We start from the raw sequence: 25,569 nt of genomic DNA on the forward strand, positions 1-25,569 counted from the left end.
CATCCGCACCGGCCGTTTTTTATTGGCTAGTCTGTCGCTGCGATTAGAGCAGGAAGGCGGCCATCAGCACGAGAATTGCAATGATTACTGCCGTGCAGATGGTGGCGGCCTTGGTGAAGCCACCCCAAAGCTCTTGTGCGCGCTCAACTTGCTCTGGGCTTGCGGTGCGTGGTTCGTTCGACGCCATGGTCTGATCACCCGTCTTAATGGTCTGTGTCGTTAGGTGGCTTGCGGCCAACCATTACCCGGATGTTATGGGCAATGGGGCAGCGAGATACAATAGGTTCCGGTGTCTCAGGATACGGAAATCTTGTCGCCGTCCACTTGGACACGACCACTGGCCAAAAGGGCGAGGGCCTCTGGGTAGATCCGGTGCTCTTCAACAAGGATCCTGGCGCTCAAGCTATCAACGCTGTCATCCGCCTCAACTGGAACCCGCGCCTGCATCAGGATGGGGCCTGCATCCATGTCCGCGCTAACCAGATGAACCGTGCATCCAGCCTCTTTGGCACCAGCCTCTAGGGCTTGAGCTTGTGCGTCTAAGCCTTTGAAATCAGGAAGTAAGCTTGGGTGAATGTTCAGTAGGCTTCCATACCATTTACCGACAAAATCAGCCGATAGAAGGCGCATAAACCCGGCAAGGCAAACGACCTCTATATCTCGCTCCACCATGGCCTGGTGAATGGCTTCCTCAAAGCTCTGCTTGCTGTCGAAACCTTTACGCTCAATCGCGATGGCCTCGATGCCTTCCGCAGCGGCGGTCTCTAGGCCCTTAGCATCGGCCCGGTCCGCGATCACCAGCTGTATTTCCGCTGGATATGACGGGTCATGGGCCGCCTTGATAAGAGAGGCCATGTTGGACCCACGGCCAGAGATCAGCACCGCCGTGCGTTTACGGGCAATGTTGCTGTTTGCGGCGGCCGGGCTCACGACAGCCAATCCTCACGCAGATTGATGTAGGAGACGCGTTCGTCTGGCGTTTGGCCTTCACTTGCCTCCACCGTGCCGATTGGCAGAACGGTCTCACCTTGCTGGGCTAGGATGTTGGATACCTGCTCAACCGCGTCGCCCGGCACAATGACAACCATGCCGATGCCGCAGTTGAAGGTGCGCAGCATCTCAAGCGGCGCAACGCGGCCTGCCGTGGATAGCCAGCCAAAGACTGGGGGCGGGGTCCAGCAATTCAAATCGATCCGGATGCCCAGCCCGTCGGGCAGCACCCGTGGCATGTTCTCTGTTAATCCGCCGCCGGTGATATGGGCGAGGCCGCGAACCTGATCGGTGGCCAACGCGGCAAGACAGCTGCGGATATACAGCTTCGTTGGTGCAAGGAGAGCGGCGCCTAGCGTCTGCTCAGCATCGAACGGTGCTGGGTCATCGAGGCCAGCGCCCTGTTGTTCAACAATCCGCCGAACTAGAGAAAATCCGTTTGAATGCAGGCCGTTAGAGGTGATTCCTAAAATCGCATCGCCAGCTTGAATATGCTCCCCGGTCAGCATCCGCTCACGCTCAACAGCGCCGACGGCAAAGCCTGCGAGGTCATAATCACCCTCGGCATAAAGGCCCGGCATCTCGGCCGTTTCTCCGCCGATCAGGGCGCAACCTGCGCGGCGACAGCCCTCGGCAATACCGCTTAAAATCGCGCGGCCGGTTTCGACGCTGAGTTTCCCAGTTGCGTAGTAGTCGAGGAAGAACAGAGGCTCGGCACCCTGAACGATCAGGTCATTGACGCACATGGCGACCAAATCGATGCCGATTGTGTGGTGGGTATCGCTCTCAATCGCCAGCTTGAGCTTGGTGCCCACACCGTCTGTGCCCGATACGAGGATGGGATCGTTATACCCGGCTGCTTTGAGGTCAAACGCCCCGCCAAAGCCACCAAGACCGCCATCGGCGCCCTTTCTCGCGGTGGAACGGGCCAATGGTTTGATCGCGTCGACTAGTGCGTTTCCGGCATCGATATCAACGCCAGCATCACGATAGGTCTGCGGGCTCTTGGTTTCCTGGGGCACGGTGGGCTATAGCTCTGTGGCGAGATGATTGGGTGTTTTGCTGATACCCAACGTCTAAGAACCAACGACGTCGTCGCGGGCCTAAACGATCAGGTGCAGCGGCGAGTGGAACATAACCGACCCACCGGTCATTGCAATGGTGCCCAGCTTGCGTTTTCCGCTGATCTTGATTGCCCTCACAGCAGGTCTGTTCCTGGCTATTGCCGATGCTGGCCGAATTGCCCATGCGCAGAAACCATCGCTGGTGGCGCTGCACACGGTTGCGGGCATTGATGTCGATGTGACCGCCGATACCGCTGTCGCCGCGCGTGATCAGGCCATCGCGACCGCCCAGAACCTAGCTTTCCGGGTGCTAATGCAACGCCTGACCCTGCTTAATGCGGGCGATCTGCCGGTGATTGAGCGCGAGCGTCTCGACCAACTGATCAAGGATTTTGAGATATCTGGTGAGCGTAGTTCGTCGGTTCAGTATCTCGGCACCTTCACCGTTCGCTTTATCCCTGACCAGGTTCGCCGTTACCTGCGCGAGACAGGCATCGGCTTTAGTGAGGCGTTCCGTCCACCGATGTTGGTGCTGCCCATCATTCAGGATGAGCGTGGGATTCGCCTCTGGGATGCGCCAAACCCCTGGCTTGGCACCTGGCAGGATCGCAATGGTCAGGTTGGCCAGCTGACCCTTATCGCGCCACGTGGCGGTCTGGAGGATTTGGTCACCAGTAACGTGGACCAAGCCCTAAACGGTGATCTGCAAGCGCTGAAGGCAATGCGGGAGCGCTATCGCACTGAGGCTGTATTGGTCGCTGTCGCCCGCTTGGTGCCCGCCACCGATACAAACCCACTCCGCCTCGCCATTGAGTTTCGTGAGTATGGCCGCGCCATTCGGCCTGATGGCCCGCGCGAGGGCGAACGTATCTTTGGGTTCATTGACGCGACCCAGCTAACCCTGGCAGCTGGCGCTGATGAAAACCCGACGGCACTGCTGACCCGGGGCCGCGATGCCGTCATTCAACAGCTGACCACCGCTTGGAAGCAGGAGACGGTCGTCGCCCTGTCCAATGAGTTTGGTCGTATCACCGTGGCACTGCCCGTCGGTTCGTTAGGCGAATGGCAGCAGGCCCAGCGCCGCCTTGCTCAAGAGGGCGCCATCAGCCGGGTGACGGTTTTATCCATGGCCAAAGACCGGGTGCGTCTCGCCTTAGATCATTTGGGCAGTGTTGGTGAGCTGCGCCGCGTTCTGGCACAGCGGGGCCTCCGCCTGTCACCAGAGCCACTATCCCTAGATCCTGCTTTGAGCCCCTCCATCGATACCGGGCTGCTAAACAGCCAGCCGCGTTTGGTTGATGGCCCAACCGGCCCGCAGGGCGCCATTGATGCGCCGGGGCAGGGCAGTGTCTTGGTATCTGAACCCACCTATCTTCTGACCCTTACCGGCGGTTAACGCCCCCCGGGATTACCCATAGAAACAGAAAAAGAGCGGTGATCATGGCGATTCCGATCAAAACGCAAATTCGCTTCTGGGCGATGGTGGCCGTGGTGTTTATCGCCCTGGTTTGGTTGCTGCAGGATGTGCTGGTGCCGTTTGTCGCCGGCTTCGCGATTGCCTATCTGCTCGACCCGGTTGTGAACAAGCTGGCCAAGGGACGGATGCCACGATGGGCCGCTGTTTTATGCGTACTTGCGACCTTCCTCGTTGTCTTTGTCTCGTTGATCATGGTGGCAGCACCGCTGATCACCCAGCAGGTTGGGGCGTTGCTATCAGCAATCCCAGAATTCGCCCGCAAGATGCAGGAGCATTTGGGCCCGCGGATCGCTGAGATTGCTGCCCAATTCTCAAATGAGGATGTGGGGCGCTTGCGAGAGCTGGCTTCTCAATACGCCGGTGCGGTTCTGTCCTGGTTGGGTGGACTGATCCAGGGGATTGTGACCAGCGGTGCGGCATTGGCCAATATCCTCGGGCTGTTTGTGATCACGCCAATCGTCGCCTTCTACATGATGCGGGATTGGCCGCGTATTACCGGTGCTATCGATAACCTGCTGCCGAAGGAACATGCCCCCGTCATCCGTCGCCTGTTCGGTGAGATTGATGGCACCATGGCTGGCTTTATCCGTGGGCAGTTAAGCGTCTGCTTCATCCTCGGCACCTTCTACGCGATCACCTTGAGCCTGGCTGGTTTGAACTTTGGCTTTGTCATTGGGCTGACCTCGGGGCTGCTATCCTTCATCCCGTATATCGGTTCTGGCTTTGGCTTGATCGCCAGTGTTGGTGTCGCGGCATTCCAGTTCCAAGACCCGACCATGGTTGGGATCATTGCCGCAATCTTCCTGGGGGGGCAGCTGGTTGAGGGTAATTTCCTGACGCCACGTCTGGTGGGGGGCAGTGTCGGCCTGCACGACGTTTGGGTGATCTTTGCCCTGATGGTTGGCGGCAGCCTTTTCGGCTTTACCGGTCTTCTGCTCGCCGTGCCTGTTGCGGCCATCATTGGCGTGCTGATCCGCTTTGCGATCAGCCAGTATCGTCAGTCTGGTCTGTACCGTGGCACCGAATGGGGCGGCGAAAACAACGATCAGGTTGGCGGTGTTTCCGAGGCCTTGAGCGAGCCATTCTCGGAATTCGAAGCAGATGACGTAGCCGATGAGCTTGAAGAAATGGCCGGCATTGATGTGGATCCAACCGCGCCGGAACCTGGCAAAGCGTGATGACTAAGCCGGGGCAGTTTCCCCTGCCACTCTCCCATCCGCCGCGCTATGGGCGTGAGGACTATCTGGTTGGTGAGGCCAATCAGGTCGCCATGGAATGGATTGACCGTTGGCCGGACTGGCCGGGGCCGGTTACCTGCCTCGTTGGCCCATCCGGGGCTGGTAAAACCCACTTAATGACCATCTGGCAGCGGCAGAGTCAGGCGCTCGCCCTCGATATCGACGTGCTTGAGCCAACCCAGATCGGGGAGTTGGCCGAGGCGGCCACCAGTTTCACCCTGGATGACGCAGAGCGGCTGATCGGATCAGCAGCAGCGGAAGAGGGGCTGTTCCACCTTTTCAATCGCCTGCGCGCCGATGGCGGGCATCTGCTGCTCACCTCATCCCAAGGGCCTGCCCGTTGGGATATCCAGTTGCCAGATTTGGCCTCAAGATTGAAAACGGTACCACTCATCCAGCTGGCGCCGCCGGACGACATTATGATGGCGGCCTTGCTGGTAAAGCAGTTCAGCGATCGGCAGCTCGACCTACCGGGTGCGGTGATCGATTATATGCTGAAGCGGATGGAGCGTAGCTATGCTGCGGTTCAGGCCTTGGTTGCTGCCCTTGATCAGCAGGCGCTCGCAAAGCAGCGGGCGATAACAATTCCCATGGTGCGCGAGGTGATGGATCAGCTCGACGCGGCAAGCGATAGATCGGAAGAGGATATCTAAACAATGGATCTTGGTTTATCGGGCAAGACGGCACTGGTCTGTGCCGCAAGTAAGGGGTTGGGCCGCGCCTGTGCCATGTCGCTGGCCGCTGAAGGCGTTGGCGTTACCATCACTGCACGAACCGAGGCGACCCTCGCTGCCACCGCCGCGGAGATTGAATCAGAAACCGGTCAGAAGGTTAGCTTCGTCGCGGGTGATATCAGCACGGATGAGGGGCGGGAGGCTGCGCTGGCCGCCTGTCCATCACCGGATATTCTCGTGAACAACGCCGGTGGGCCACCACCTGGGCATTTCCGTGACTGGGATCGGGATGATTGGATCAAAGCGCTGGATGCCAACATGCTGGCCGGCATCCTGCTGACCAAGGCCGTTGTGGACGGTATGGGGGAGCGCCAGTTTGGCCGGGTGATCAACATCACCTCCGCTGCGGTGAAGGCACCGATTGAGATGCTTGGCCTCTCCAATGGCGCGCGGGCTGGCCTGACCGGCTTTATGGCTGGCCTGGCCCGTCAGGTGGCCGGGCAGGGCGTAACGATCAACAACCTACTGCCAGGGCCGTTTGAGACGGACCGATTGAAATCGAACCTGCAGGCCGTTGCCGATCGGCTTGGTAAACCGCTTGAAGAGGTGCGCAACAACCGGATGTCCGAAAACCCATCGGGTCGCTTCGGTCACCCTGATGAGTTTGGCGCCGCGTGCGCGTTCCTTGCGAGTGATAAGGCCGGCTTCATCACTGGGCAGAACATTGTTCTGGATGGTGGGGCGTTCCGGGGCACGCTGTGATCGCCCCGATTATCGCCGCGCGATGATCCAATCATCGCCGGCGGCCTCAATCTCCAGCCATAGCTGGGTAATGCCCGGGTCTTTGTCCTTAAGCTCTTTGCGCCAGGATTTTAGCTGCTTATCAATTCCAGCCCGGGCATCCACATCATGTTCGAGCATGGGGTGGAGGCGTACTTCCTCCATCAGCTCCAACGCTGTGAAGACATCGTTTTGATGGCCCAGTCGATCTTGCAGTCGCGCCATCTGCTTCGATAGGCGCTTAAGTGGCTTTTTAAGGTCGATACTGCGCAGCAGCTCCGCGACATAGCGGGTCTTTTTGATCTTTAGGCGGAACCGATGCTGTCTCGCCGGTGCAATGGCGTCGAGGCGCTGCCCCCTGGCACTCATCGTCAGCTGCTGTTCAATCAACCATCGCGCGGCAATGCCCTGGAAGGGCTGGGCCAGGTGCTTCTCATCCCCTGCCGTTCTACCAAGTCCCTTGGCGCCACCGGAGGCGATGAGGGCGAGGCGCAGCAGGAGATCCGCATAGCGGTGATCATTCAGGGTCTTGAAGACTTGCGTCTTGGCTGCCTGTCGAAGGGCATTGACGGCCGGCCGGATCATTGCTGGCAAATCAGTCGATTTGGCTTTGCGCTTGGTCGAACTTGGGATGTCGTCGGTGTTGCCGTGATCTGGGCTAAGCTCAACCAGTGTTTCGGTCAGGAAGACATCCCAGTTACGCAGAGGGCCGAGGCTCTGCCTTAGCCAGCGTAGGTCTTCCATCAACTCAATGGCTGCTTTGCTGGTCAGCCAGGGGCGGAGTGGGCGGACAATGGCATCCATCCGCCGCAGGGCGACGCGCATCTGGTGCACGCCCTCAGGCCCTGCATCCTCCAGCACGACTGTTTGATTGGCCATAAGGTCGGCCAGCGTTTGTCCGGCCTGCTGCGCAAGGGCATCTCGCGCGGTCTCGCCACGCTTAAGCGGTGCGGCCTCCGATTTCGTGGCTGAGGGGCGGGTGCCCTGGGCCAGGTGATAGCCCTGGGCCGCTTTGCTGCCCGCCGCAAGTCTGGCCCCGCTTACCTGAACTAGGCGTTCGGCAAGGCGGTAGATATCGGCGACAGCACCCTCAACCAGCTCCAGCTCAACCTCACTCAACGGGCGTTCGGTGGCATCGGTTTTGAGGCTACCGCGATCTAGCGCCAGCTCGACCTTGCTGTTCCCAATTTGAACTGTCTGGGCAAGTCGGTTGACGTCACTCTCAAACACTGGCGCGAGGGTGTCTTCCCAACCCTCAGGCAACTTAAGTTTATCCGCATCAACCCCTGCGATGATCATGTCCGTGTCGGGTGTTGGCGTCGTGCTGCCTTCGCCCAACTGCCACTCAAGCTCCGTCCGGCTGGTGCCACCGGCAACACTGCCCGTGCGATCCTTCCACTTAAGGTGCTGGAGCCATTTGCCGCCCTTGTTGCGGATGCGTAGGGCAGCGCCCAATCGCTGAAAGTCGCAGTTGGGCGTGTCGTAGTAACGACTGATAAGCTTTTGATCTTCCTGATTAATCGCAGTCGCTATCCCGTTGAACCATTCGCCATCACTGAGTTCGGTCAAGTTACTTCGCGGCAGGGTGAATTTAAGCTCCACCTCCTGCATTACTAGCGGTGCCTTGGTGTCGCTAATCTCTTGTTTTGCTGCTGTGCCGGTCATGCGGCCAGCTCCCCGGTTAGGGCGCGGGGGATCTGATATAGGACGAGCGAGCCTTTCAGCTCCTGGTTCCCAAGCTGATCCCAGTCTTCGATTTCGAGATCAAAGATGGCGAGGGCTGCTGTGGGAAATTTCCGCCGGATATCGGCGGCGTGTTCAGGCTCTGCTGATGCATCCAGCAGCTCCAGAACCAGCTGCTGAAAATCTGGGTTGTGGCCAATCACCATGAGGCTGGTGATATCGCCTTTGGTCATGGCAATGCGTTGGCGAAGCTCGTCCGTTCCGGCGAGGTATATATTGCGGTCAATCTCAGCCGCGACCGGGTTCGGCCAATCACGCTCGATCCTGGACATGGTCTCCAAGGTGCGCTTGGCAGAGGAGCAGATGATGTGGTCGGGGATTAGTCCGCGTTCGGCGATGAACTTACCCATCTGTTTGGCCGCACGATTACCGCGCGGGGCGAGGGGGCGGTCATGATCCGCCAGGGAGGCATCATCCCAGCTGGATTTAGCATGGCGCAGCAGCATCAACCGGCGTGTTCCCGCCTTCGGTTTCGGGACCTTCGTTTGTCCCATACCACCCGATTTGCTGCCCATGATGCGCGCCGCTCCCTTATTTTGAACTTATGTTTTTTCGCATGTTCCAGAGGTGCAAGCCTTCGGTCAAGCACGGTTTTTTCGTCAACGGGGTGAACCTTTTCTAAAGATTTCCAACGACTTAACACCGATTTGGCTGGCGGCGGGCACACTGATGATCATATATAAGTAAGGTGTTGGGTAGTATTGCAGTCTGCGGCACAACTTGCTGCGGGATCGGGGTCCCTGCCCACCGTCACATATTTTGTAACGACAGTACCGTCGCCGCCCGTTCCGGGTGGCTTCAACCACCTACTGATCCAGTCACGGGTAATGGAAGACGCAGCCGCCACAACTGAGTTGATCAATCGGGAAACTGACACCGGGTTGCCGCCCGCTGCAGAACGCCCAGCACCAGTTGTAAGCATCGCCAAGCAGCCGCGGATTGAGCCCGACGACCCCAAGCGTTTCATCAATCGTGAGCTGTCCTGGTTGGCCTTCAACCAGCGCGTGTTGGAAGAGAGCTATAACGCCAAGCAACCACTGCTTGAGCGGGTGCGCTTCCTCTCAATCTCCGCCAGTAATCTCGATGAGTTTTACACCGTGCGTGTGGCTGGGCTGAAAGGGCAGGTGGCTGAAGGGTTCACCAAGACCACACCTGAGGGGATGACACCCACAGAACAGCTTAACGCGATTAATACCCGTGCCGCGGAGCTGATGCGGGACCAACAGACCTGCTACCGCGCGCTGCGTTCAGAGCTCGCTGAGGCTGGCATCCATGTGATCAAGACTAATGAGGTCTCACAGGCTGACCATGCCTGGCTTGAGCAGAAGTTTCTGACCGACATCTTCCCAATTCTGACGCCGATCGCAATCGACCCGGCGCACCCTTTCCCATTCATCCCTAATGAGGGTTTCGCGCTTGCCGCCAAGCTCCTCAATGATGAAACGGGGGAGGAGATGGATGCGCTGGTGCCGCTGCCGACAGGGTTGGACCGGTTTATTCGCCTGCCTGACGACCCTGTGCGCTTTGTCGTCCTTGAGCGGGTTGTCATTGCCTTCCTCGCTTACTTGTTCCCACCGCCTTTCCGCCTGATCGGCAGCGGTTGCTTCCGCGTGTTGCGGGATAGCGAGGTGGAGCTGGATGATGAGGCGGAAGACCTGGTCATCACATTTGAGAATGCGCTGAAGCGCCGTAAGCGTGGTGAGGTGATCCGCTTGACCTTTGAACAGCGGATGCCAGAGGACCTTCGCGAGTTCCTGCATGAAGAACTCGATGTCTCTGCCGATGACTGCTTTGAATTCGATGGGTTGCTTGGCCTGGTCGATACCAAAGAACTGATCATCGACGATTATCCGGACCTGTTGTTCCCGCCTTACCAGGCCCGGTTCCCAGAGCGTATTCGGGATTTTGGCGGAGACTGCTTTGCTGCGATCCGGCACAAGGACATCCTGGTCCACCATCCGTATGAGAGCTTTGACGTTGTCGTTCAGTTCCTGCGCCAGGCGGCCCAGGACCCCGATGTCATCGCCATCAAGCAGACCCTGTATCGGACCAGTGCCGACTCACCGATCATCAAGGCCCTGGTCGAGGCCGCAGAGGCGGGTAAATCCGTCACCGCGATGGTTGAGATCCGGGCCCGGTTTGATGAGGAAGCCAATCTGCGCTGGGCCCGCGATTTGGAGCGTGCTGGCGCACAGGTTGTCCTCGGCTTCAACGATCTGAAAACCCATGCCAAGGTTTCCATGGTGGTTCGGCGGGAGAGCAAGGGTCTACGCACCTATGTGCATCTAGGCACCGGTAACTACCACCCAATCACGGCGAAGATTTACACGGATCTGTCCTTCTTCACCTGCGATCCGGTGATTTGCTACGACTCTGCCCAGCTGTTCAACTTCATGACCGGCTATGCCCGACCGAGCCGGATGAACAAGTTGGCCGTGGCGCCCATGAACCTCCGCCAGACGCTTGAGCATGGGATCGAGCAAGAGATTGAGCATGCAAAGGCGGGACGCCCCGCGGCTGTCTGGTTCAAGATGAACTCGCTGGTTGATCCAGCCATTATCGATAAGCTGTATGAGGCGTCCGCCGCTGGGGTGAAGGTCGCCCTGATCATCCGGGGTATCTGCTGTCTGCGGGCAGGGGTGCCGGGTCTGTCTGAGAATATTGAGGTCTACTCAATCGTCGGACGGCACCTTGAGCACAGCCGTATCTACTGCTTTGGCAATGGCGAGGGGCTGCCCTCAGAGAAGGCGAAGGTGATGATCTCCTCCGCCGATTTGATGCCGCGCAATCTGGATCGTCGGATTGAGACGCTGGTGCCGATTGAGAACAAAACCGTGCATCGGCAGATCCTGTACCAAATCATGGTCGGCAATCTGAAAGACACTGAGCAGTGCTGGATGATGCAACCCGATGGTCGTTATAAGCGCTATGAGATGCCGCCGGATAGTGATGGTGAGCAGTTCTCAACCCATGAGTATTTCATGACCAATCCTAGCCTGTCTGGCCGGGGTAGCGCGCTGCAGGCTGAGCTTGTGCCGCCGGTGTTGAGCCTAGATCCCCGCCGATAACATTCGGGCCGCACAGCCCAGCCAATAGCCCGCAATCACAGGCCCCAGCTTGCCATCAGTAAGGTTGACGCGTATCACGAGTGTTCTGCGTTTAACTGACTGCTCGTGATCACACCGCCGCTCTATGCCTAATTCTGGAGCCCGCCGCCCGTTAAAAAGCGGCCAGGATGACCGTATCGCCGTAATCGATATCGGGTCGAATTCAGTCCGGATGGTGATCTATGACCGGCTCGACCGAACGCCGCTGCCTATCTTCAACGAAAAACAGATGTGTGGCCTGGGCCGGGGGCTCGCCGCCACGGGGCGTCTAAACAAGGACGGTAAAGAGGCCTCACGCGTTGCTCTCAACCGCTTCGCTTTGTTGATTGAGCGCCTTGGCATCAAGCGCGTGATCGCGGCCGGCACGGCTGCCTTGCGAGAGGCGGAGGATGGGCCGGATTTCGTCGCCCAGCTTGAGCGTGAAACCAATCTCGATATCGAGGTTATCTCTGGCGCTGAGGAAGCGCGGCTATCGGCCTCGGGCGTGATTGCTGGTTTGCCCCAGGCAAAGGGGGTTATGGGCGATTTGGGCGGTGGCTCGTTGGAGCTTGTCGCCATTGATAAGCAACAGCATGGTGATCAGGAGAGCCTGCCGCTCGGCCCATTCAAGTTTCCGGAGAAGCTTAAAGACCGGGATGATGCGGTCGCCTATATCCGCGATCAGTATGAGAGCCTTGGCTGGCTATCAAAGCATAAGGGGCAGAGGATCTACCCCGTGGGTGGCGCCTGGCGGGCGATTGCAAAGCTCCATATGGGGCAGAGCGAGCATCGCCTACACATCATTCACGCCTACGAAATACGCCGGGAAGAGGCGTTGGATTTCACTGATCTGATTTCTCGCCAATCCCGCAGCTCTTTGGAGAAGATGGGGTCAATCTCCAGCCGCAGGATTGATGTCATTCCCCATGCTGCCTTGCTGATGAATGTCCTGATCGAGGTGATGGAGCCAGAGGCCGTGATGTTCTCCTCATACGGTCTGCGTGAGGGGCTGCTGTTTGATCGCCTGGATGCGAAGATGCGGGCTGAGGATCCGTTGCTTTACTCGTGCCGGGCTATTGAGGCGCGCAACAGCAACTTTGATGGTGCGGGCCCGCTGTTCCGTTGGACGGCGCCCCTGTTCCCCAAGGAAGACCCACCCCATGAGCGCCTGCGACGGGCGTGTTGTTTGTTGAGTGATTTCTGTTGGGCGGAGCATCCGGATTACCGGGCTGAGCATGCGTTTCTGCGTGTCCTGCGCTCAACCATGGTTGGTATCACCCATGCGGAACGGGTGTTCCTCGCCACCGTCTTGCACCGTCGCTATGGCGGCAAGTTTGGGGCCCATGCGGTTGCGAGCCATGTGTTGGATGATAAGGAAATGCACCTGGCCGAGGTGTTGGGCAACGCCTTAAGGCTGGCGCAAACTTTGGCTGGTGGCGCGGAGGCGTTGCTTGAGCACACTAAGCTTGAGGTTGGGTCTAAGGAGTTGACCCTGCATGTGGATCCGGGCCACCTCCCGCTGATCAATGATTTGATTGAGCGGCGCCTGAGTGCCGTTGCCAAGGTTTTGGACCTATCGCCAGTGGTCTCACCGAACCGCGACGCGGCGGCCTGATGTCATCGCCTACCGATATCCCGGCCAATACCCATGTGGCAGCCTTGGCCGAGGTTGAGCGTCTATACGCAACCGGTTCCAATGATGCCGCCCGAAGCTTTTGCGCTGAGCTTCAACGTAAGGCGCCCCATGATCCCGCAATCCGCGCTGTCATGCGCCAGATTGTGCAGTCGACCGAGGAATTCGACCGCGATGGCTATATTGAAGAGCTGCTTGAGACCTTAGCGACGGATGAGCCGTTGATGGTGGAGCGGGCCGCCCTTGGCTGGCACTACGTCGCAACCATCGATCGTCGTTATCTGATCCCCGGTCTTACCAAGGCATCGGTTCAGTTGAGGCGGGCTGAGCCACCTACTGATCCGAAGGATGTGGGGCCGCTGGACAATGTCTTCGAACGCCTAAAGCAGTTCGCTAGCCACGTTGATCGCTATGCCTTCTTGGAAGCGTTGGCCCTCGCTGACGATCCGCTGCTGCGCATGGACGACTATGCCGATATTGCTGATGAACAGTTGGGTGAGGCGCTGAAGGGCAGCTTTGATCAGGAAAAGCTAAACATCGTGATTGTCGGCGCTGGTTGTGTCGGGTTGGCGCTCGCCAATACCCTGCAAACTGGCCTTGGCCCTCATGCGCGTATTCTGGTGGTTGAGAACCGCGTTGAACGACGCCACCGCAAGCTGCCCTATAGCCGCGTTTGGCTGACCCATATCAACATGCCAGAGCTTGAGAGTATTCTGGCTGAAGAGGTGGTGCAGGCGCTGGCCCATAGTGGCGCTGATGGCTTCATGGGCGCTTCGCTGGACATCTATGAGACGCTGTTATTGCTGTCCTGCCGCCAGCGCGGGGTGAAGTTCCTGTTCGATGGAGAACCGGATTATGGGTTCCTAAACGGCGCGGGCGTTGATCTTGTGTTCGATGCAACCGGCGGTCGTTTTCAGCTGCCCCCTGACGCTGAACCCGCCCATGCACCGCCCCCCTTGCCACCGGTCACGGTTGATGCGCGCCCAGCCTATGGTGGCCAGTTCGCGGATTTCGGGGTCACGGATCGTACGGACTTCCCGCCGGTTGAGTTTGCGCTCAAGCCCGATGGCCAGCGGATGGTGCCTCATCTAAACGGTGAACCGGTCCGAAGTGCTCTGTTTAAGATCATCGATGTGCCGTTTGATTTGCATGATGAGCTGGTTCGGTTCGTCAGTGCTGAGAACGAGGACTCAACCTTCTACATCTGGCCGGGCCATTTGACGGCTGAGCTGAACAAGCTGCTCGTCCTCATCAATCTTGATCAGGCTGGTTATGAGGGGTTGGCGGCCCGGGTCACGGGTAAGATGCCGCTGGCTGAATTTGCGGCGGCGGGCGCTGTCTCTGGTCTCGATAGTCGGGTAACCGCCCTAATTGATCGCTTGGTGGCCTTGGAACAAACCCAGAATGGCGGGGTGCCTATGCAGATTGAACCGCCATTTCTATATACGCCCTATCTCTGTCGTCAGACCCTGCCACTAGCCCAAATCCATGGTGTGCCGGTCGTGCCGGTGGGGGACAGTCTGTTCAACGGGCATCCAAAGGTTGGCAATGGGCTGCTGACCCATCTTCGTCACCTGCGCAACATCCACGATCTGATGCTGTCGCTATTCTGACCGGCCCGCCAATCCCCGATAGATCGCCATTGCTTCGCTGAGCTTCTCGCCATCGAACAAATCATCGGCAGTGGGGTCGGGCTTGCTTAAGAAGTACCCACCCAAATCGTTATCGCCCGGCTGTAAGTCTAGCTTGTGGAGCAACCCATCAATCACCGGTTTCGGATCGGCGCGAAGCTTGTCCTGATCGACAAATAGGCATTGATCCGCCTGGCCCGTCACATGGGTGAAGGCATGGATCCAGTAGTCGAGCCAATAGTCGGGTGAGGCGGGGTCAAAGCGGCCTGTCGCAAAACCCTCAAACGCGATGGGTTTATGCAGAAGGCCAAAGTCGTAATGCCCGATATCCGCCATATAGCGGCGGATGAAATCATCGCCAGCCTGCAACTCGCTGAACCGCTGATGTTGCCGCCAAAGGGAAGCCGCATGGGCATCCGGGCGCCTTACCGGCACGACAATTTTGGCATTTGGAAATGCCGCGCGTAGATAGGCGAGGCGGGCGATGTTGCCATTGTTCTTTGAGCAGTAGCGGCTGCCGCCGCGCGCTTTGGCCACCTGCGCCATATGCTTGGTCAGGAAGGTATTGGCCTTGGCATCCTGCGTCTCGGCCAACCAAATAGGGATGGTGTCGGTCTTAAACCGGTTGGGCCAGAACAGCTTCCAAATCACCTCTTCAAAGGCCTCTGGGCTGTCCAAATCAATCTCAAGCCCGTCACCATGGGCGCGCTGCTGCTTGGTGACCTGGCGCTTATCCCCACCCGAAAGCCGCCGCCACAGCGTGGGGGCCGTCACGAATGGCATGTCCCGATAGGTATGGCTAGCGATCTGCGGCAGGCTGCTAAGCGCGTTGAGCAATGCCGTTGTACCGCCTCGTGCGAGGGAGGTGATGAAAATCGGGCTTTCAGTAACAGCCTTCGATCCAGCCAGCCGGTGCTCCAAACCACCGGCGGTCTTAAGAACGATTGGACTGGCAAAGGCCAGTACATGCACGGCGCGATCGGTCGCCGAGTATTGGTAGGGTGTGTTGGCCTGATTGGCCGATTTGGGCCGCAGTCGGCGGGCAGTTTCCCCGATGACAATCGCCACAACTGACACGATGATGATGTAGTCCCAGCGCAGCATGAGGCTGAACACGTCATCAACCGCTGTGAGGCCGATAAAGGCTGCGAGGTAAATCGGTGCGGCTGCCAGCACGATGGCGAGGGCGAAGCGCCAAAGGATGCCAAAGCTGGCCCGGATCAGGGCAAAGCCAGCACGCCGAACCGCCACTTCCTTGGCGTCGTCATCAAGCTCGCTATTGGTGATCGCGCAGAGGCCGGTGGTGATGTCGTTCACCGCCGAGCGCGCAATATCGGCGATCCGGCAAAGCCACAACCCGGCGCCAAAGCCGATCACGGCTAGTAGAGAGATGATGAGCGCCAGGAGGCTGAACTCGGGGCTAAACTCAGGGCTGAACACGGGGGGGCTAGGCCTGTGGGTCCGTGTCAGCCTGATCGCTGGTCTTGCCGGCTGACTTCTTACCCTTCATCAGGCGCTTTAGCGGGTACCAGACCAGCCCGATGACCAGGAACAGCACGCCGAGCAGCACGGTGATGGTGACAATGATCGCGCCCAGGCTGGCGCCCGGCCCAATATAGGCGTGGGCGGTGCCAGGCATCGCCATAACCATGGCGGCCAACATAAGCATTAGCGGGGTGGCAAAGCGAAGGCGCGGCACAGTCAGGTCCTTGATCTTGCGACGTGATCGTCAGGGATTACCGAGATCAGTTAGGGCAGGCGCCCCAGCCATTGGTGAAATAGTCCCTCGGATAGATCTTTGCATCCGAAATCTCGCCGACGAACTCATCATCATAGCGATTAACGAACTCCCAGGTGATCTGACGGTTGCCATCAACCTCCAGCACGCGGCCGGCATCAAACTCAACGATGATCATGCCGTTATCGGGCAGGATCTCATGCTGCCCGCGAATGACCGACAGCATCTCCTCGCCGGGCTGCTCACCAAACACCACCTCGGTCTCTCGGGTCACCGGGTCCATGGTGATGATGTTCGTGGTGTAGGGGGTGGTTAGATCGGTTTGGTCATCGATATAGGCAGTGGCCGGGACATTGTTGTTGTAGATCGACAGCAGGCCATCCGGGCGAAACTCTGGGTCATGTTGACGGAACCAAGGGCCCGCCTGATGCCATTTAACAAGTTTGGTATCAGGGTCGATCACCATGATCGTGTGTAGATCCCGCACGGATACCGCCAGATCACCAGCCTCAAACAGGGGGAAGGCATCGGCCATATCGCTGGTCAGTTCAGCTGCCTTGTTTGAATGCACAATTTCCAAATGTGGGATTTTCACGCCTGGTTGAATGCGGCTTGCCGTCGTCGCCCAGTACTCAACCCCGCCATCCCGCATCGCGGCCGGGATTGAGATTGTGTCGAGGATTTCGCCCGTCTCTTCGTCCAGCTTCAGGATCGTATCTTCGCGCACCAACTCACCGCTAAAGGTGGTGGAGTAGGGCGGCATGCGGTCTGGGTCTTCGTTAGAGATCCAGCGATCACGGCCCAGGATCCAATAGCCACCAGCCTCCGCCCGGATGACCGAGTGGTGGGCGCGGGTATTGTTGGTCCAGAGAATGTCGCCGCATTGGTTCAGCTTAACCGCGCCGCAATACTCATAGTTGAAGACCAAATTCCCTTCTGGCGTCAGCAGGGCGCCATGGGTATCGGTGCGAAGTGGGGAGGTAACGCTGGTGCAGACCCGGTCGGCGCGGGTCGGAAAATGCTCAAAGTAATTGAGCGACCATTTGCGGACGACGGTGCCGTCGCGTTCAATCAGTCGGGCTTGGTTCTCACCATCAAAGAACCCGGCCATGAAGACCAGGTGGTCATCGTTGGCGGTATTCTTGGTAACCCCATCGCCCTGATTGCGGGTCGGCTGCACATGGTGGCGGATACCATCATCGGTGAAGGCCTGTTGCACGAAGAGAGTGTTGTAGACCGTGCGCATCAGCGGCAGCGGCGGCAGATTATCCCGATGTGCAAATACGCCATACGTAAAGGCGCCAAACAGCCCAAAAATCACCAGGCTGGCGATGAACAAATAGCGGGGCAGCTGTTCGAGAAATCGAGACATGCGAGGTGTGTTGGCTGTGGGGGTAGATGGGCGGCGCTGCCCGTCAACTCGTGGTGCGAGGCGGGTACCACACAGCCCAAAATCTGTCCATGTTTTGTCGGTGAGGGGCGGCGTTGTTGGTGATTGTTCTGACCATCTGGCAGTGGCGCGCAAAAGCGTATTGGCCCTTTCAAACGCAAGGCGCATCACTGTTGATCTGAAATGATAAGCATGGGACGCGCCTAGATGGCCAAGCTAACCCCAGAACAGACGATCGTGTTGGCTGGTGCCATTACCAAGCCAAGCGGTCGGTTGACCGATCTCGTGGACGCGACCACTCTACCGATCGAAACGGTCCGGGCTGCCTTTGGTAAGGATAGCCCGTTGAGCCATTTGGTCGACACGGCAATTGGCCCACCCGATAACACCGAGTACTTCGCGCTTCGCGGGCAAAACCAAGCGATTGCGCAGCGTTGCCTGGTGGAGAATATCGGCCAAATGGATGTGCCGGGTGCGACCCGCAAAGACGCCGCCGCTGCCTTCGCCAATCGTGAGGTGCGCCAAACCATCCGTAGCCATCTGCGCACCGCTAGCCGCACGACCAACATGGCGACGAAACTTTCCGCATTGGCCCAGGCCGATCACGGCTTTGCCGCCGAAGAGCAGCGTCTCTCCCCCTATATGGAACTGGGCCACAAGCTGCCAAAACCAGCCTTGGTCGAAATCGACGCCCTAATCCGCTGGCGCACAAAACGCTTCGGCGACGTCCCCTTCGCCCAACCCGACGCAACGCCTGGTGGGACGCGGTTGTAGGGTGATTTCTAGGGGGGAGGTTTGCGGGCTATACAAGTCGTGCAGTGAACCTCAACACCCTCAATAACCGGCGCAATGTCTATAGCTGGGTTCAGCAACATTACCGACTTTAGGCTGGGCAAGCTGTTTAAGACTGAAAAGTCACGAATGCCGGTCCCGCCGATCGCCAGCTTTTCCAGATTATCGAAACCTTTGATCCACTGAAGCTTAGTTAGGAACCGCCCACCAACAAAGAGCTCAGTAACTGAGTTCAGCCTACTAAGGCCATCGACGTCTTCATCGTCGACATTGGCAAGCGTCAGTTTCTGAAGAGACTCAGAAGGTTTTGCATCGCCAAAAACCACATCATTATGTTCGGCAATAAACAGTTCGGTAATAGCCGGAGCTGTGATGATGGGCTCAATATCGACGTTCAAGCTTTGGAGCACTAACAGGCGCAACTGCGGCAGCTTTGAAAACGCGGATGCATCATCATCGAATAGAGTGTTGCCGGTCCAGATGCTGGCCAAGTCGGGGTATCCAGAAATCGCTGACCAATCTTGAACACTGCTTTTGTAAAGGCGCAGTTCAACGGCGTCAGCGTGCACTTCTCCTACATTGATGTTCTGAGAATGCGTCTCTTGAATGGTTATGATCTTACGCCCATCTCTCATGTTGATTTGGGGCTCAGGGCTATCAACTTGTTGGATGTTCTCTGGCTCCGCGTCCGGCCAATCCGTCGATAGACGCTCCAAATTGGCGAACTGCTCCTCATCGACAGGGCTCTTGAATGTCGATGCATGAATTCTCAGGTGTCGAAGCGATCTGAGGCAATACAGCTGTTTTGGATCTACGTTCGAGGCATCATTAATAGCTAGTCTTTCAAGGTTCAGTAGGCTGCAAAGGTACTTGTCGAAGCCCTCTTGTGGGTACCGCAGGCTGATCCGTGAGAGGTTTTCAAGCTGGCTCACGCCGCTCAATTCAATCGGCTCGAAGAACCTGATTTCTAGAGACCCAAGGAACTCATAATCCGACAGGCTGACTAGATGAGGTTGTGCGGCATCCCAATACTTCTGCAGGCCATGGTTGATCCTGATCTGGAAGGAGGGATTGATGTGGTCCCCTTTATCTTCCCAGCTTATGGCCGCAGCCTCCAAACCGGCCAAAGCCTGCTCAATCTCACGCACGTAATAACGTGGTCCGGGCATGCCTGGATTGAGCACTGGCTGCCCACTGTTCTCTTCAAGTGTTGGTGCGCGTTCGGGCCCGATGCGGGAGAAGTCGAAGTCTTCGGCTTTGGCGGGTGCGCCCAGTAACAAGGCCGCCGCTGCAATTGCCGCTATGGCGATGGATTTCAGCTCGCTTTTCATGCTGGCACCCTATCACAACCGCACATTATTTTGTGTTCTTAAGCGCCCAGGGCAGGGCTGGCTTGTTGGTTGTGGGCTTGCTCTCTTCGGTTTGATTTCGCACACTCGCTCTTATGAACACCGGCACCCCATATCCGCGCCTGATTGCGCGAATTATTGGCCCGGTCGCTTAGACTAGCGGCCGGGAGCGCGTTCATGCGCGCGCTGGGGCGACACAACGCCGATTGTGGCCCGTTTTTGTTTCAAGACAGCTTGCCTTAATTGCGCTACACCCAGCGCCTAGGAATTCGCCGCTTTCCATCCCGGTTCGTGTTGGGCCGGATATGAGAGCGCTGCTGCTGTTAATCCGAAGATCTGCACATCCGAGATTTGTCCGATGACTTCTGAGTCTAATACCGAACTTAAAGACACTGTTTTCCTGCCAACCACCGACTTTCCCATGCGCGCCGGGCTACCGAAGAAGGAGCCGGAAATCCTCGCCTGGTGGGAGGAGATCGACCTCTACAAAAAGCAGCGTGAGGTTGCCAAGGGGCGGGAGAAATTCGTCCTGCACGATGGCCCGCCATATGCCAATGGCAACATCCATATCGGCCACGCGGTGAATAAGATCCTGAAGGATGTGGTGACCCGCAGCCAGGGCATGCTGGGCAAGGATGCCGTCTATGTGCCGGGCTGGGACTGTCACGGCCTGCCGATCGAATGGAAGATCGAGGAGCTGTATCGCTCCAAGGGTAAGAATAAGGATGACGTGCCAATCCTGGAGCTGCGTCAGGAATGCCGGGACTTCGCCGCCAAATGGATTGAGATCCAGGCCGGTGAGTTTAAGCGTCTGGGCGTGGTCGGTGATTGGGATGCCCCATATCTGACCATGACCAATGATGCCGAGGCGACCATCGTTGCCGAGATCTTCAAATTCGTCGGCAATGGCGGCCTCTATAAAGGCGTGAAACCGGTCCTCTGGTCCGTGGTTGAGAAGACCGCGCTCGCCGATGCTGAGGTTGAGTATCACGAACACCAAAGTCAGATGATCTGGGTCCGCTTCCCGGTGGCGAAGGCCAGCGTGCCAGCGACCGAGGGCGCCAGCGTCGTCATCTGGACAACCACCCCCTGGACCATCCCGGGTAACCGGGCAACCGCCTATGGCGAAGACTTCGACTATGTCGTTGTTGAGGTGACCGAGCTGGGTGAGGGCAGCCACGCGCAGCTGGGTGAGAAGTTTGTTCTCGCTGCCGAGCTGGTTGGTGCCGTAACGGAACAGGCGCGCATCGCCGAGGTTAAGGAGCTGGCCCGGTTCAAGGGTTCAGAACTCGCCGGTACGGTTTGCCGTCACCCACTGCATGCGCTCGATGACTATTACGGCTTCGATGTGCCAATGCTGCCCGGTGACTTTGTCACGACCGAACAGGGCACGGGCATCGTCCATATCGCCCCTGGCCATGGTGAGGATGACTTCAAGCTGGGTAAGGAACACGGTATCGCCGTGCCGGAGACGGTGGCCGAGGATGGTCGCTATTACGAGCGTGTGGCGCTGTTCGCAGGTGAGACCGTGCTCGACCAGAAGGGTAAGACCGGCACCGCCAATAAGGCGGTGATGGCTAAGCTGATCGAGGCTGGCGGCCTCCTAACCCAAGGGCGGTTGAAGCACTCTTACCCGCATTCCTGGCGCTCCAAGGCGCCGCTGATCTTCCGCACCACGCCGCAATGGTTCATCTCGATGGAGACGAACAACCTGCGTGAGAAGGCGCTATCGGCGATCAAGGAAACCCGCTGGGTGCCTGAGAGTGCCGAGAACCGCATCTACTCCATGGTGGAGGCGCGGCCAGATTGGTGCATCAGCCGTCAGCGCGCCTGGGGCGTGCCGATTGCGCTGTTTGTCTCCAAATCCGACGGCAAAGTGCTCGACGACCCCACCGTCATGAAGCGGATTGAGGATATCTTCCGTGAGGAAGGTTCCGATGCCTGGTTCGCGCGGGATGCCCAAGATTTCCTCGGCAATGAATACAACGCCGATGATTTCGAGCAGGTGCGCGACATCGTTGAGGTCTGGTTCGAGAGTGGCTCAACCCACGCCTTCGTCCTAGAAGCGCGGGACGATCAACGCTGGCCAGCTGACCTCTATCTTGAGGGCTCTGACCAGCACCGGGGTTGGTTCCACTCCTCCCTGCTTGAGAGCTGCGGCACACGGGGACGGGCGCCTTACAATGCGGTCCTGACCCATGGCTTTGCGCTCGATGAGCAGGGGCGGAAGATGTCCAAATCCCTGGGCAACACCACGGCACCCCAGGATGTGATGAAGCAATATGGTGCCGACATCCTGCGCCTCTGGGTGATCTCCTCCGACTATCATGAGGATATCCGGATCGGTAACACGATCATCAAAGGTCAGGCCGACCTCTACCGTCGCCTCCGTAACACCCTGCGTTGGACGCTGGGTAGCTTGCACGGCTTCGATGGCTCGGAGCGGGTTGCCCCTGCTGATATGCCGGAGCTTGAGCGTTGGGTGCTGCATCGTCTGACTGAGCTGGACGAGCTGGTGTGCGATTGCCTTGAGAACTTTGACTATCAACGCATGTTCCGCGAGCTGCATGATTTCTGTGCCAAGGACCTATCGGCGTTCTATTTCGACATCCGGAAGGATGCGATCTATTGCGACCGCCCAGATTCCTTGCGTCGTCGTTCGGCCCGCACCGTGCTGGATAAGGTCTTTGACTGCCTGACCACCTGGCTGGCGCCGGTGCTGTGCTTCACCGCTGAGGAAGCCTGGCTTACCCGCCATGGCAAGGAAGCGGGCAGTGTGCATCTGCAGACTTTTGTCGATGTACCCGCAGAGTGGCGAGATGAGGCTCTGGCGGCCCGTTGGGCCGATGTCCGCAAGGTTCGCTCGGTAATCACTGGCGCGCTTGAACTGGCCCGGAAGGAGGAGAAGATCGGTTCTTCCCTTGAGGCGAAGCCGTCGGTTTTCGTCACGCCAGAACTGGCAAAGGCCGTTGAGGGCATTGATTTCGCCGAGGTCGCCATTACATCGGGCGTCGAGTTGACGAGTGGTGCGGCACCTGGCGACGCCTTCACCCTAGAAGAGGTGGCGGGCGTCGGCGTGCTGGCCAATGCCGCTGAGGGTGAGAAGTGTGATCGTTGCTGGCAGGTGTTGCCAGAGGTTGCACCGGTTGATGGCGGCAAGCTCTGCAATCGCTGCGCTGATGCGGTCGCAATCATTCGCACGGCAGCTGAATAAGGACGTCTGGCCAGATGGCTGAGGCTGAAACCGCAAAACCAACCAAGGCGGCTAGCAATAAATGGCTGGCCGCCTTTGGCTTGGCTGGGGTCATGGTTGTGGCCGACCAGATTTGCAAATGGTGGTTTCTGCGCCAGCTCTACGGTTTTGAGGGTGTTATCACCCAGGCCAGCTGGCATCCGCCCATCGACGTCACACCGTTTCTGAAATTCGTCATGGTGTGGAATCGGGGTGTTAGTTTTGGCATCGGTAATACCGATGGTGATTGGCAACCCTATGTGTTGAGTGCGGTTGCCGTGGTTATCATTGGGTTTTTAATCAACTGGTTACGCAGCGCTGATGATCGTTGGTCGGTGCTGGCAATCGGCACGGTGATTGGTGGTGCCATCGGCAATATCATCGATCGCGCACTCTACGGCGCGGTTGCTGACTTCTTTCATTTTTACATCGGTGACTATGCCTGGCCCGCCTTCAATATCGCCGATAGTTGTATTGTCGTGGGCGTTATGATTCTTTTGTGGCGTAGCTTTACGCAACCCGAGAAGGCCGGAACACAACCGGCAGCGGTGGATGCGGGGGCTGGAAACACGAGTGATGGACCCGATAACGGGTCTGACAACCGGGCTGAACGGAGTTGATACGATGACGGGCAAGTTTGCTGGACATCGCGGTATTCCAACCATCCTATCGGTGCTTGCCATCGGTGTGGGCTTGAGCGCCTGCAGCGGTGTGCAAAAGCAGCTGGGGCTTGAGCGTGTCTCGCCTGATGAGTTTGCTGTCGTCTCGCGGGCACCATTATCACTGCCGCCGGATGTCAATCTGCGCCCACCACAACCAGGTGCCGCCCGCCCGCAAGAGGGCANGATGNCCGATGCGGCGGCCGCATCACTGTTTGAGGGGCGCCCCGCACCATCAGAAATTCAAGTTGAGGACCCAGCAGGTAGCCGCCCATTCCCACCACGGGAAGGGGACGTGGTTGATCGCGGTGGTCTGGTCGCCATCGCGCCCAGCGGCACGGTTGAGCGAGCCGTCTCACAAAGCTATGGCGAGCGTGCGATCCTGCGTGCAGCCGGTGCCGATCAGGCGCTGCCGAATATTCGCCAGATTGTGAATGCGGAATCCACCGAGTTGGCTAGCGCCAATGAGAGCTTTACCGACCGTATCTTGTTCTGGCGTGATCCACTTGCGCCCGGCACGATTGTTGATGCCNATGAAGAGCGTCGTCGTCTGCAAGAGAATGAGGCCCTAGGTCGCCCAACCACGGTTGGCGAAACCCCGCGCATTGAGCGTGAGAGCCGAGCCCTACTCGAGGGTCTCTTCGACTTCTAATCCTGGTTCAGCGCTGTCTACAGCCTGAATGTCATCGGTGGGGGCATCACCCATCCGATCATTGATGCCTGTAACCAGGATCGCGCTGCAGAAGACCAGCAGGAATAAGCCACCGCCGCGAATACGGCGCCAATACTCAACGGCCTTGGATTGGCGAGGGTCGGTTAGGTCGATTACCCGTCCGATGGCCCGCAACCGCCGATGGGCAAGCCAAGCGATCCCAGTGCCGAAAATGGCGAACCCGGCCATAAAGCCCAAAAAGGCGTCGGTGATTTCCATCAGTTCAGGCCTTTAGTAGGGTGAGTTTTGAAAGGCTTCGAGCATGGCGGGCGTGGGCTTACCCTTTACCCGGAACATCACGATGTCGGGTGACAGGCGATCCTCAATCTCGCTAACTGCCTCGGCGCCAGCCTGGATATCAGGATCCTGCAACAGACCAAGAACGGCGTTCTTAAGCTCGCCAACTGGATCAGAGCCATCACTCTCAGCTGGCACATCTTTAAGGCTTGAGACCAGCTCACTGGTTCTCGTCGCAGCACCTGCATAGCGATGCCACTGCTCAACCAGTTCGTAGCTGCCATCAAACAGTACGGACACGCCCGGATAATTGAGTGATGTGAAGGTTGAGAAGCCGCCAATGCTGTTGGGGATCTCCGCGGTGCCTGCATTTGGTGGAAGACCAAGCTTGCGCACCACGTCAAAGACCTTGTCCTCGGGTTCGATCCCGCGTTCAGCATTAATCTGGGGCACGATAACTGCTGCCTGCAAGAAGCGGGAGGTCAGAAGAGACTCAGTGCGTACCCGGATCTCGCGAAGCGGCATCTCCTCCAGACACTGCGGTGCGTTAGCGAAAAATTCTTGCCCGCGATTTTTGATGAAGGACATCGCCGTGTTTCGCATCGGCATGAACTGCATCTGACGCTGGCAGGCACCGGTTGCAATGAAGTCGAGCTCTACCTGTCCATTGGCCAGCTTCACGGTGATATCGCCAATGCCAACCGACGTGCTTTGGAAACCATAGGTATCAATGACGTAGGCCAGCTGCGTCTCATTGATGGCTAAATCACCCCAATAACCAGCGGTCTTATAGTGATCCGCGGTCGGCCCATGCAGGGAATATGTCGATAAGGTCGAAAGGGTCTGTGAGTTCTCGGTGGGTGCTGATGCCACCATATTGGTGTAGTAGAACCAGCCAGCGCCAAGGCCGAAGAACAGAAGCAGTAGAATTACACGCATAGAGTTTGAGCTAGGTTAAGTGGGCGGTTGGGCCAAGCACGATTGTTCATGCAAACGCTTGCCCCAAGAAAGGCTGGTGATGTGTGTAGCACTCATCACGTTCCAGATACCGCGAAATATACCCCTGGACAAATCATGGGTATTGGCCATCTCTCCTTATGGGATTGTTAGCGGGCCGGCATGGTGTTCCGGCCCCTTGGAGTTG

22 protein-coding genes are annotated in these 25,569 nt (G+C 58.1%); 11 read left to right on the top strand and 11 right to left on the bottom strand.

The window, feature by feature from the left end; genetic code table 11:
• Nucleotides 1-43: 43 nt before the first annotated feature.
• The 3 genes from KI792_04275 to purM form a co-directional block, all read right to left on the bottom strand.
• Nucleotides 44-187, bottom strand: a complete 144-nt coding sequence (locus KI792_04275; GenBank protein ID MBV6632236.1) for an aa3-type cytochrome c oxidase subunit IV — start codon at nt 185-187, stop codon at nt 44-46.
• Between the two features lie 107 nt (nt 188-294).
• Nucleotides 295-903, bottom strand: a complete 609-nt coding sequence (locus KI792_04280) for a phosphoribosylglycinamide formyltransferase (GenBank protein MBV6632237.1) — start codon at nt 901-903, stop codon at nt 295-297.
• 23 nt (nt 904-926) lie between these two features.
• The gene (gene purM, locus KI792_04285) at nt 927-2,012 is read right to left on the bottom strand and encodes a phosphoribosylformylglycinamidine cyclo-ligase (GenBank protein MBV6632238.1); all 1,086 of its coding nucleotides are present in this window, start codon (nt 2,010-2,012) and stop codon (nt 927-929) included.
• Between the two features lie 148 nt (nt 2,013-2,160).
• Between purM and KI792_04290 the strand changes: the two genes are divergently transcribed.
• From KI792_04290 to KI792_04305, 4 genes are read left to right on the top strand one after another with little or no spacing between them, the layout of a single operon-like run.
• Nucleotides 2,161-3,450, top strand: coding sequence for a DUF2066 domain-containing protein (locus tag KI792_04290; protein ID MBV6632239.1), 1,290 nt, complete (start codon nt 2,161-2,163; stop codon nt 3,448-3,450).
• A 44-nt stretch (nt 3,451-3,494) separates the two neighbouring features.
• Complete coding sequence (locus KI792_04295) at nt 3,495-4,709, top strand: AI-2E family transporter (protein ID MBV6632240.1); 1,215 nt, start codon at nt 3,495-3,497, stop codon at nt 4,707-4,709.
• Nucleotides 4,709-5,422 (top strand): DNA replication protein, encoded by a 714-nt coding sequence (locus KI792_04300; GenBank protein ID MBV6632241.1) that lies wholly within the window; start codon nt 4,709-4,711, stop codon nt 5,420-5,422. The genes KI792_04295 and KI792_04300 overlap by 1 nt, the downstream gene beginning before the upstream one ends.
• A 3-nt stretch (nt 5,423-5,425) precedes the next feature.
• The gene (locus KI792_04305) at nt 5,426-6,205 is read left to right on the top strand and encodes an SDR family oxidoreductase (GenBank protein MBV6632242.1); all 780 of its coding nucleotides are present in this window, start codon (nt 5,426-5,428) and stop codon (nt 6,203-6,205) included.
• Nucleotides 6,206-6,214: 9 nt separating this feature from the next.
• Here KI792_04305 and KI792_04310 read toward each other — a convergent pair whose 3' ends face one another.
• Nucleotides 6,215-7,888 (bottom strand): CYTH and CHAD domain-containing protein, encoded by a 1,674-nt coding sequence (locus KI792_04310; GenBank protein ID MBV6632243.1) that lies wholly within the window; start codon nt 7,886-7,888, stop codon nt 6,215-6,217.
• On the bottom strand, nt 7,885-8,481 hold the full coding sequence (locus KI792_04315) for a histidine phosphatase family protein (GenBank protein MBV6632244.1): 597 nt from the start codon (nt 8,479-8,481) through the stop codon (nt 7,885-7,887). Before KI792_04315 ends, KI792_04310 begins: the two co-directional genes overlap by 4 nt.
• A gap of 312 nt (nt 8,482-8,793) precedes the next feature.
• On the opposite strand from KI792_04315, the gene KI792_04320 reads away from it, so the two are divergent.
• The 3 genes from KI792_04320 (at nt 8,794) to KI792_04330 (ending at nt 14,298) form a co-directional block, all read left to right on the top strand.
• Nucleotides 8,794-11,034, top strand: a complete 2,241-nt coding sequence (locus KI792_04320; GenBank protein MBV6632245.1) for an RNA degradosome polyphosphate kinase — start codon at nt 8,794-8,796, stop codon at nt 11,032-11,034.
• Between the two features lie 124 nt (nt 11,035-11,158).
• On the top strand, nt 11,159-12,667 hold the full coding sequence (locus tag KI792_04325; protein MBV6632246.1) for a Ppx/GppA family phosphatase: 1,509 nt from the start codon (nt 11,159-11,161) through the stop codon (nt 12,665-12,667).
• Entirely contained in the window at nt 12,667-14,298 is a 1,632-nt protein-coding gene (locus tag KI792_04330; GenBank protein ID MBV6632247.1) for a hypothetical protein, read from the top strand. The genes KI792_04325 and KI792_04330 overlap by 1 nt, the downstream gene beginning before the upstream one ends.
• Here KI792_04330 and KI792_04335 read toward each other — a convergent pair.
• The 3 genes from KI792_04335 to KI792_04345 all read right to left on the bottom strand — a co-directional run bounded on the left by KI792_04335 (nt 14,290) and on the right by KI792_04345 (nt 17,426).
• Complete coding sequence (locus KI792_04335) at nt 14,290-15,756, bottom strand: sulfotransferase (GenBank protein ID MBV6632248.1); 1,467 nt, start codon at nt 15,754-15,756, stop codon at nt 14,290-14,292. The genes KI792_04330 and KI792_04335 overlap by 9 nt on opposite strands.
• A 7-nt stretch (nt 15,757-15,763) precedes the next feature.
• A complete protein-coding gene (locus KI792_04340) occupies nt 15,764-15,985 on the bottom strand; it encodes a hypothetical protein (GenBank protein MBV6632249.1) in 222 nt (73 codons plus the stop codon).
• Nucleotides 15,986-16,061: 76 nt separating this feature from the next.
• Nucleotides 16,062-17,426, bottom strand: coding sequence for a hypothetical protein (locus tag KI792_04345; protein MBV6632250.1), 1,365 nt, complete (start codon nt 17,424-17,426; stop codon nt 16,062-16,064).
• Between the two features lie 225 nt (nt 17,427-17,651).
• Here KI792_04345 and KI792_04350 point away from each other — a divergent pair, with 225 nt between their 5' ends.
• Nucleotides 17,652-18,218 carry a hypothetical protein gene (locus KI792_04350; GenBank protein ID MBV6632251.1) on the top strand — a complete coding sequence of 189 codons (567 nt, stop codon included), beginning with the start codon at nt 17,652-17,654 and terminating at the stop codon, nt 18,216-18,218.
• An 8-nt stretch (nt 18,219-18,226) separates the two neighbouring features.
• Here KI792_04350 and KI792_04355 read toward each other — a convergent pair whose 3' ends face one another.
• Nucleotides 18,227-19,567, bottom strand: coding sequence for a hypothetical protein (locus tag KI792_04355; GenBank protein MBV6632252.1), 1,341 nt, complete (start codon nt 19,565-19,567; stop codon nt 18,227-18,229).
• A 376-nt stretch (nt 19,568-19,943) separates the two neighbouring features.
• Here KI792_04355 and ileS point away from each other — a divergent pair, with 376 nt between their 5' ends.
• The 3 genes from ileS to KI792_04370 are packed head-to-tail and all read left to right on the top strand — an operon-like array spanning nt 19,944 to nt 24,128.
• Nucleotides 19,944-22,799 carry an isoleucine--tRNA ligase gene (gene ileS, locus KI792_04360; protein ID MBV6632253.1) on the top strand — a complete coding sequence of 952 codons (2,856 nt, stop codon included), beginning with the start codon at nt 19,944-19,946 and terminating at the stop codon, nt 22,797-22,799.
• A 14-nt stretch (nt 22,800-22,813) separates the two neighbouring features.
• The gene (gene lspA, locus KI792_04365; GenBank protein ID MBV6632254.1) at nt 22,814-23,437 is read left to right on the top strand and encodes a signal peptidase II; all 624 of its coding nucleotides are present in this window, start codon (nt 22,814-22,816) and stop codon (nt 23,435-23,437) included.
• Nucleotides 23,438-23,441: 4 nt separating this feature from the next.
• A complete protein-coding gene (locus KI792_04370; protein MBV6632255.1) occupies nt 23,442-24,128 on the top strand; it encodes a DUF3035 domain-containing protein in 687 nt (228 codons plus the stop codon).
• On the opposite strand, the gene KI792_04375 is transcribed toward KI792_04370, so the two are convergent.
• Both KI792_04375 and KI792_04380 read right to left on the bottom strand, forming a co-directional pair.
• Complete coding sequence (locus tag KI792_04375; protein ID MBV6632256.1) at nt 24,102-24,407, bottom strand: hypothetical protein; 306 nt, start codon at nt 24,405-24,407, stop codon at nt 24,102-24,104. The two genes, KI792_04370 and KI792_04375, sit on opposite strands and share 27 nt — an antisense overlap.
• A gap of 12 nt (nt 24,408-24,419) precedes the next feature.
• Nucleotides 24,420-25,364 carry a hypothetical protein gene (locus KI792_04380; GenBank protein MBV6632257.1) on the bottom strand — a complete coding sequence of 315 codons (945 nt, stop codon included), beginning with the start codon at nt 25,362-25,364 and terminating at the stop codon, nt 24,420-24,422.
• Nucleotides 25,365-25,569: the final 205 nt, after the last annotated feature.

The organism is Alphaproteobacteria bacterium SS10, from assembly GCA_019192455.1.
Taxonomy (GTDB): domain Bacteria; phylum Pseudomonadota; class Alphaproteobacteria; order TMED2; family TMED2; genus TMED2.

Excerpts from the sequence above, each read along its gene's own strand:
- KI792_04330 (MBV6632247.1), top strand. The coding sequence starts at position 12,667 with ATGTCATCGCCTACCGATATCCCGGCCAATACCCATGTGGCAGCCTTG.
- KI792_04315 (MBV6632244.1), bottom strand. The coding sequence starts at position 8,481 with ATGGGCAGCAAATCGGGTGGTATGGGACAAACGAAGGTCCCGAAACCG.
- KI792_04345 (MBV6632250.1), bottom strand. The coding sequence starts at position 17,426 with ATGTCTCGATTTCTCGAACAGCTGCCCCGCTATTTGTTCATCGCCAGC.
- lspA (MBV6632254.1), top strand. The coding sequence starts at position 22,814 with ATGGCTGAGGCTGAAACCGCAAAACCAACCAAGGCGGCTAGCAATAAA.
- KI792_04340 (MBV6632249.1), bottom strand. The coding sequence starts at position 15,985 with ATGCTTATGTTGGCCGCCATGGTTATGGCGATGCCTGGCACCGCCCAC.
- KI792_04305 (MBV6632242.1), top strand. The coding sequence starts at position 5,426 with ATGGATCTTGGTTTATCGGGCAAGACGGCACTGGTCTGTGCCGCAAGT.
- KI792_04380 (MBV6632257.1), bottom strand. The coding sequence starts at position 25,364 with ATGCGTGTAATTCTACTGCTTCTGTTCTTCGGCCTTGGCGCTGGCTGG.
- KI792_04295 (MBV6632240.1), top strand. The coding sequence starts at position 3,495 with ATGGCGATTCCGATCAAAACGCAAATTCGCTTCTGGGCGATGGTGGCC.
- KI792_04300 (MBV6632241.1), top strand. The coding sequence starts at position 4,709 with ATGACTAAGCCGGGGCAGTTTCCCCTGCCACTCTCCCATCCGCCGCGC.
- KI792_04310 (MBV6632243.1), bottom strand. The coding sequence starts at position 7,888 with ATGACCGGCACAGCAGCAAAACAAGAGATTAGCGACACCAAGGCACCG.
- KI792_04320 (MBV6632245.1), top strand. The coding sequence starts at position 8,794 with ATGGAAGACGCAGCCGCCACAACTGAGTTGATCAATCGGGAAACTGAC.
- KI792_04350 (MBV6632251.1), top strand. The coding sequence starts at position 17,652 with ATGGCCAAGCTAACCCCAGAACAGACGATCGTGTTGGCTGGTGCCATT.
- KI792_04275 (MBV6632236.1), bottom strand. The coding sequence starts at position 187 with ATGGCGTCGAACGAACCACGCACCGCAAGCCCAGAGCAAGTTGAGCGC.
- ileS (MBV6632253.1), top strand. The coding sequence starts at position 19,944 with ATGACTTCTGAGTCTAATACCGAACTTAAAGACACTGTTTTCCTGCCA.
- KI792_04355 (MBV6632252.1), bottom strand. The coding sequence starts at position 19,567 with ATGAAAAGCGAGCTGAAATCCATCGCCATAGCGGCAATTGCAGCGGCG.
- KI792_04325 (MBV6632246.1), top strand. The coding sequence starts at position 11,159 with ATGCCTAATTCTGGAGCCCGCCGCCCGTTAAAAAGCGGCCAGGATGAC.
- KI792_04375 (MBV6632256.1), bottom strand. The coding sequence starts at position 24,407 with ATGGAAATCACCGACGCCTTTTTGGGCTTTATGGCCGGGTTCGCCATT.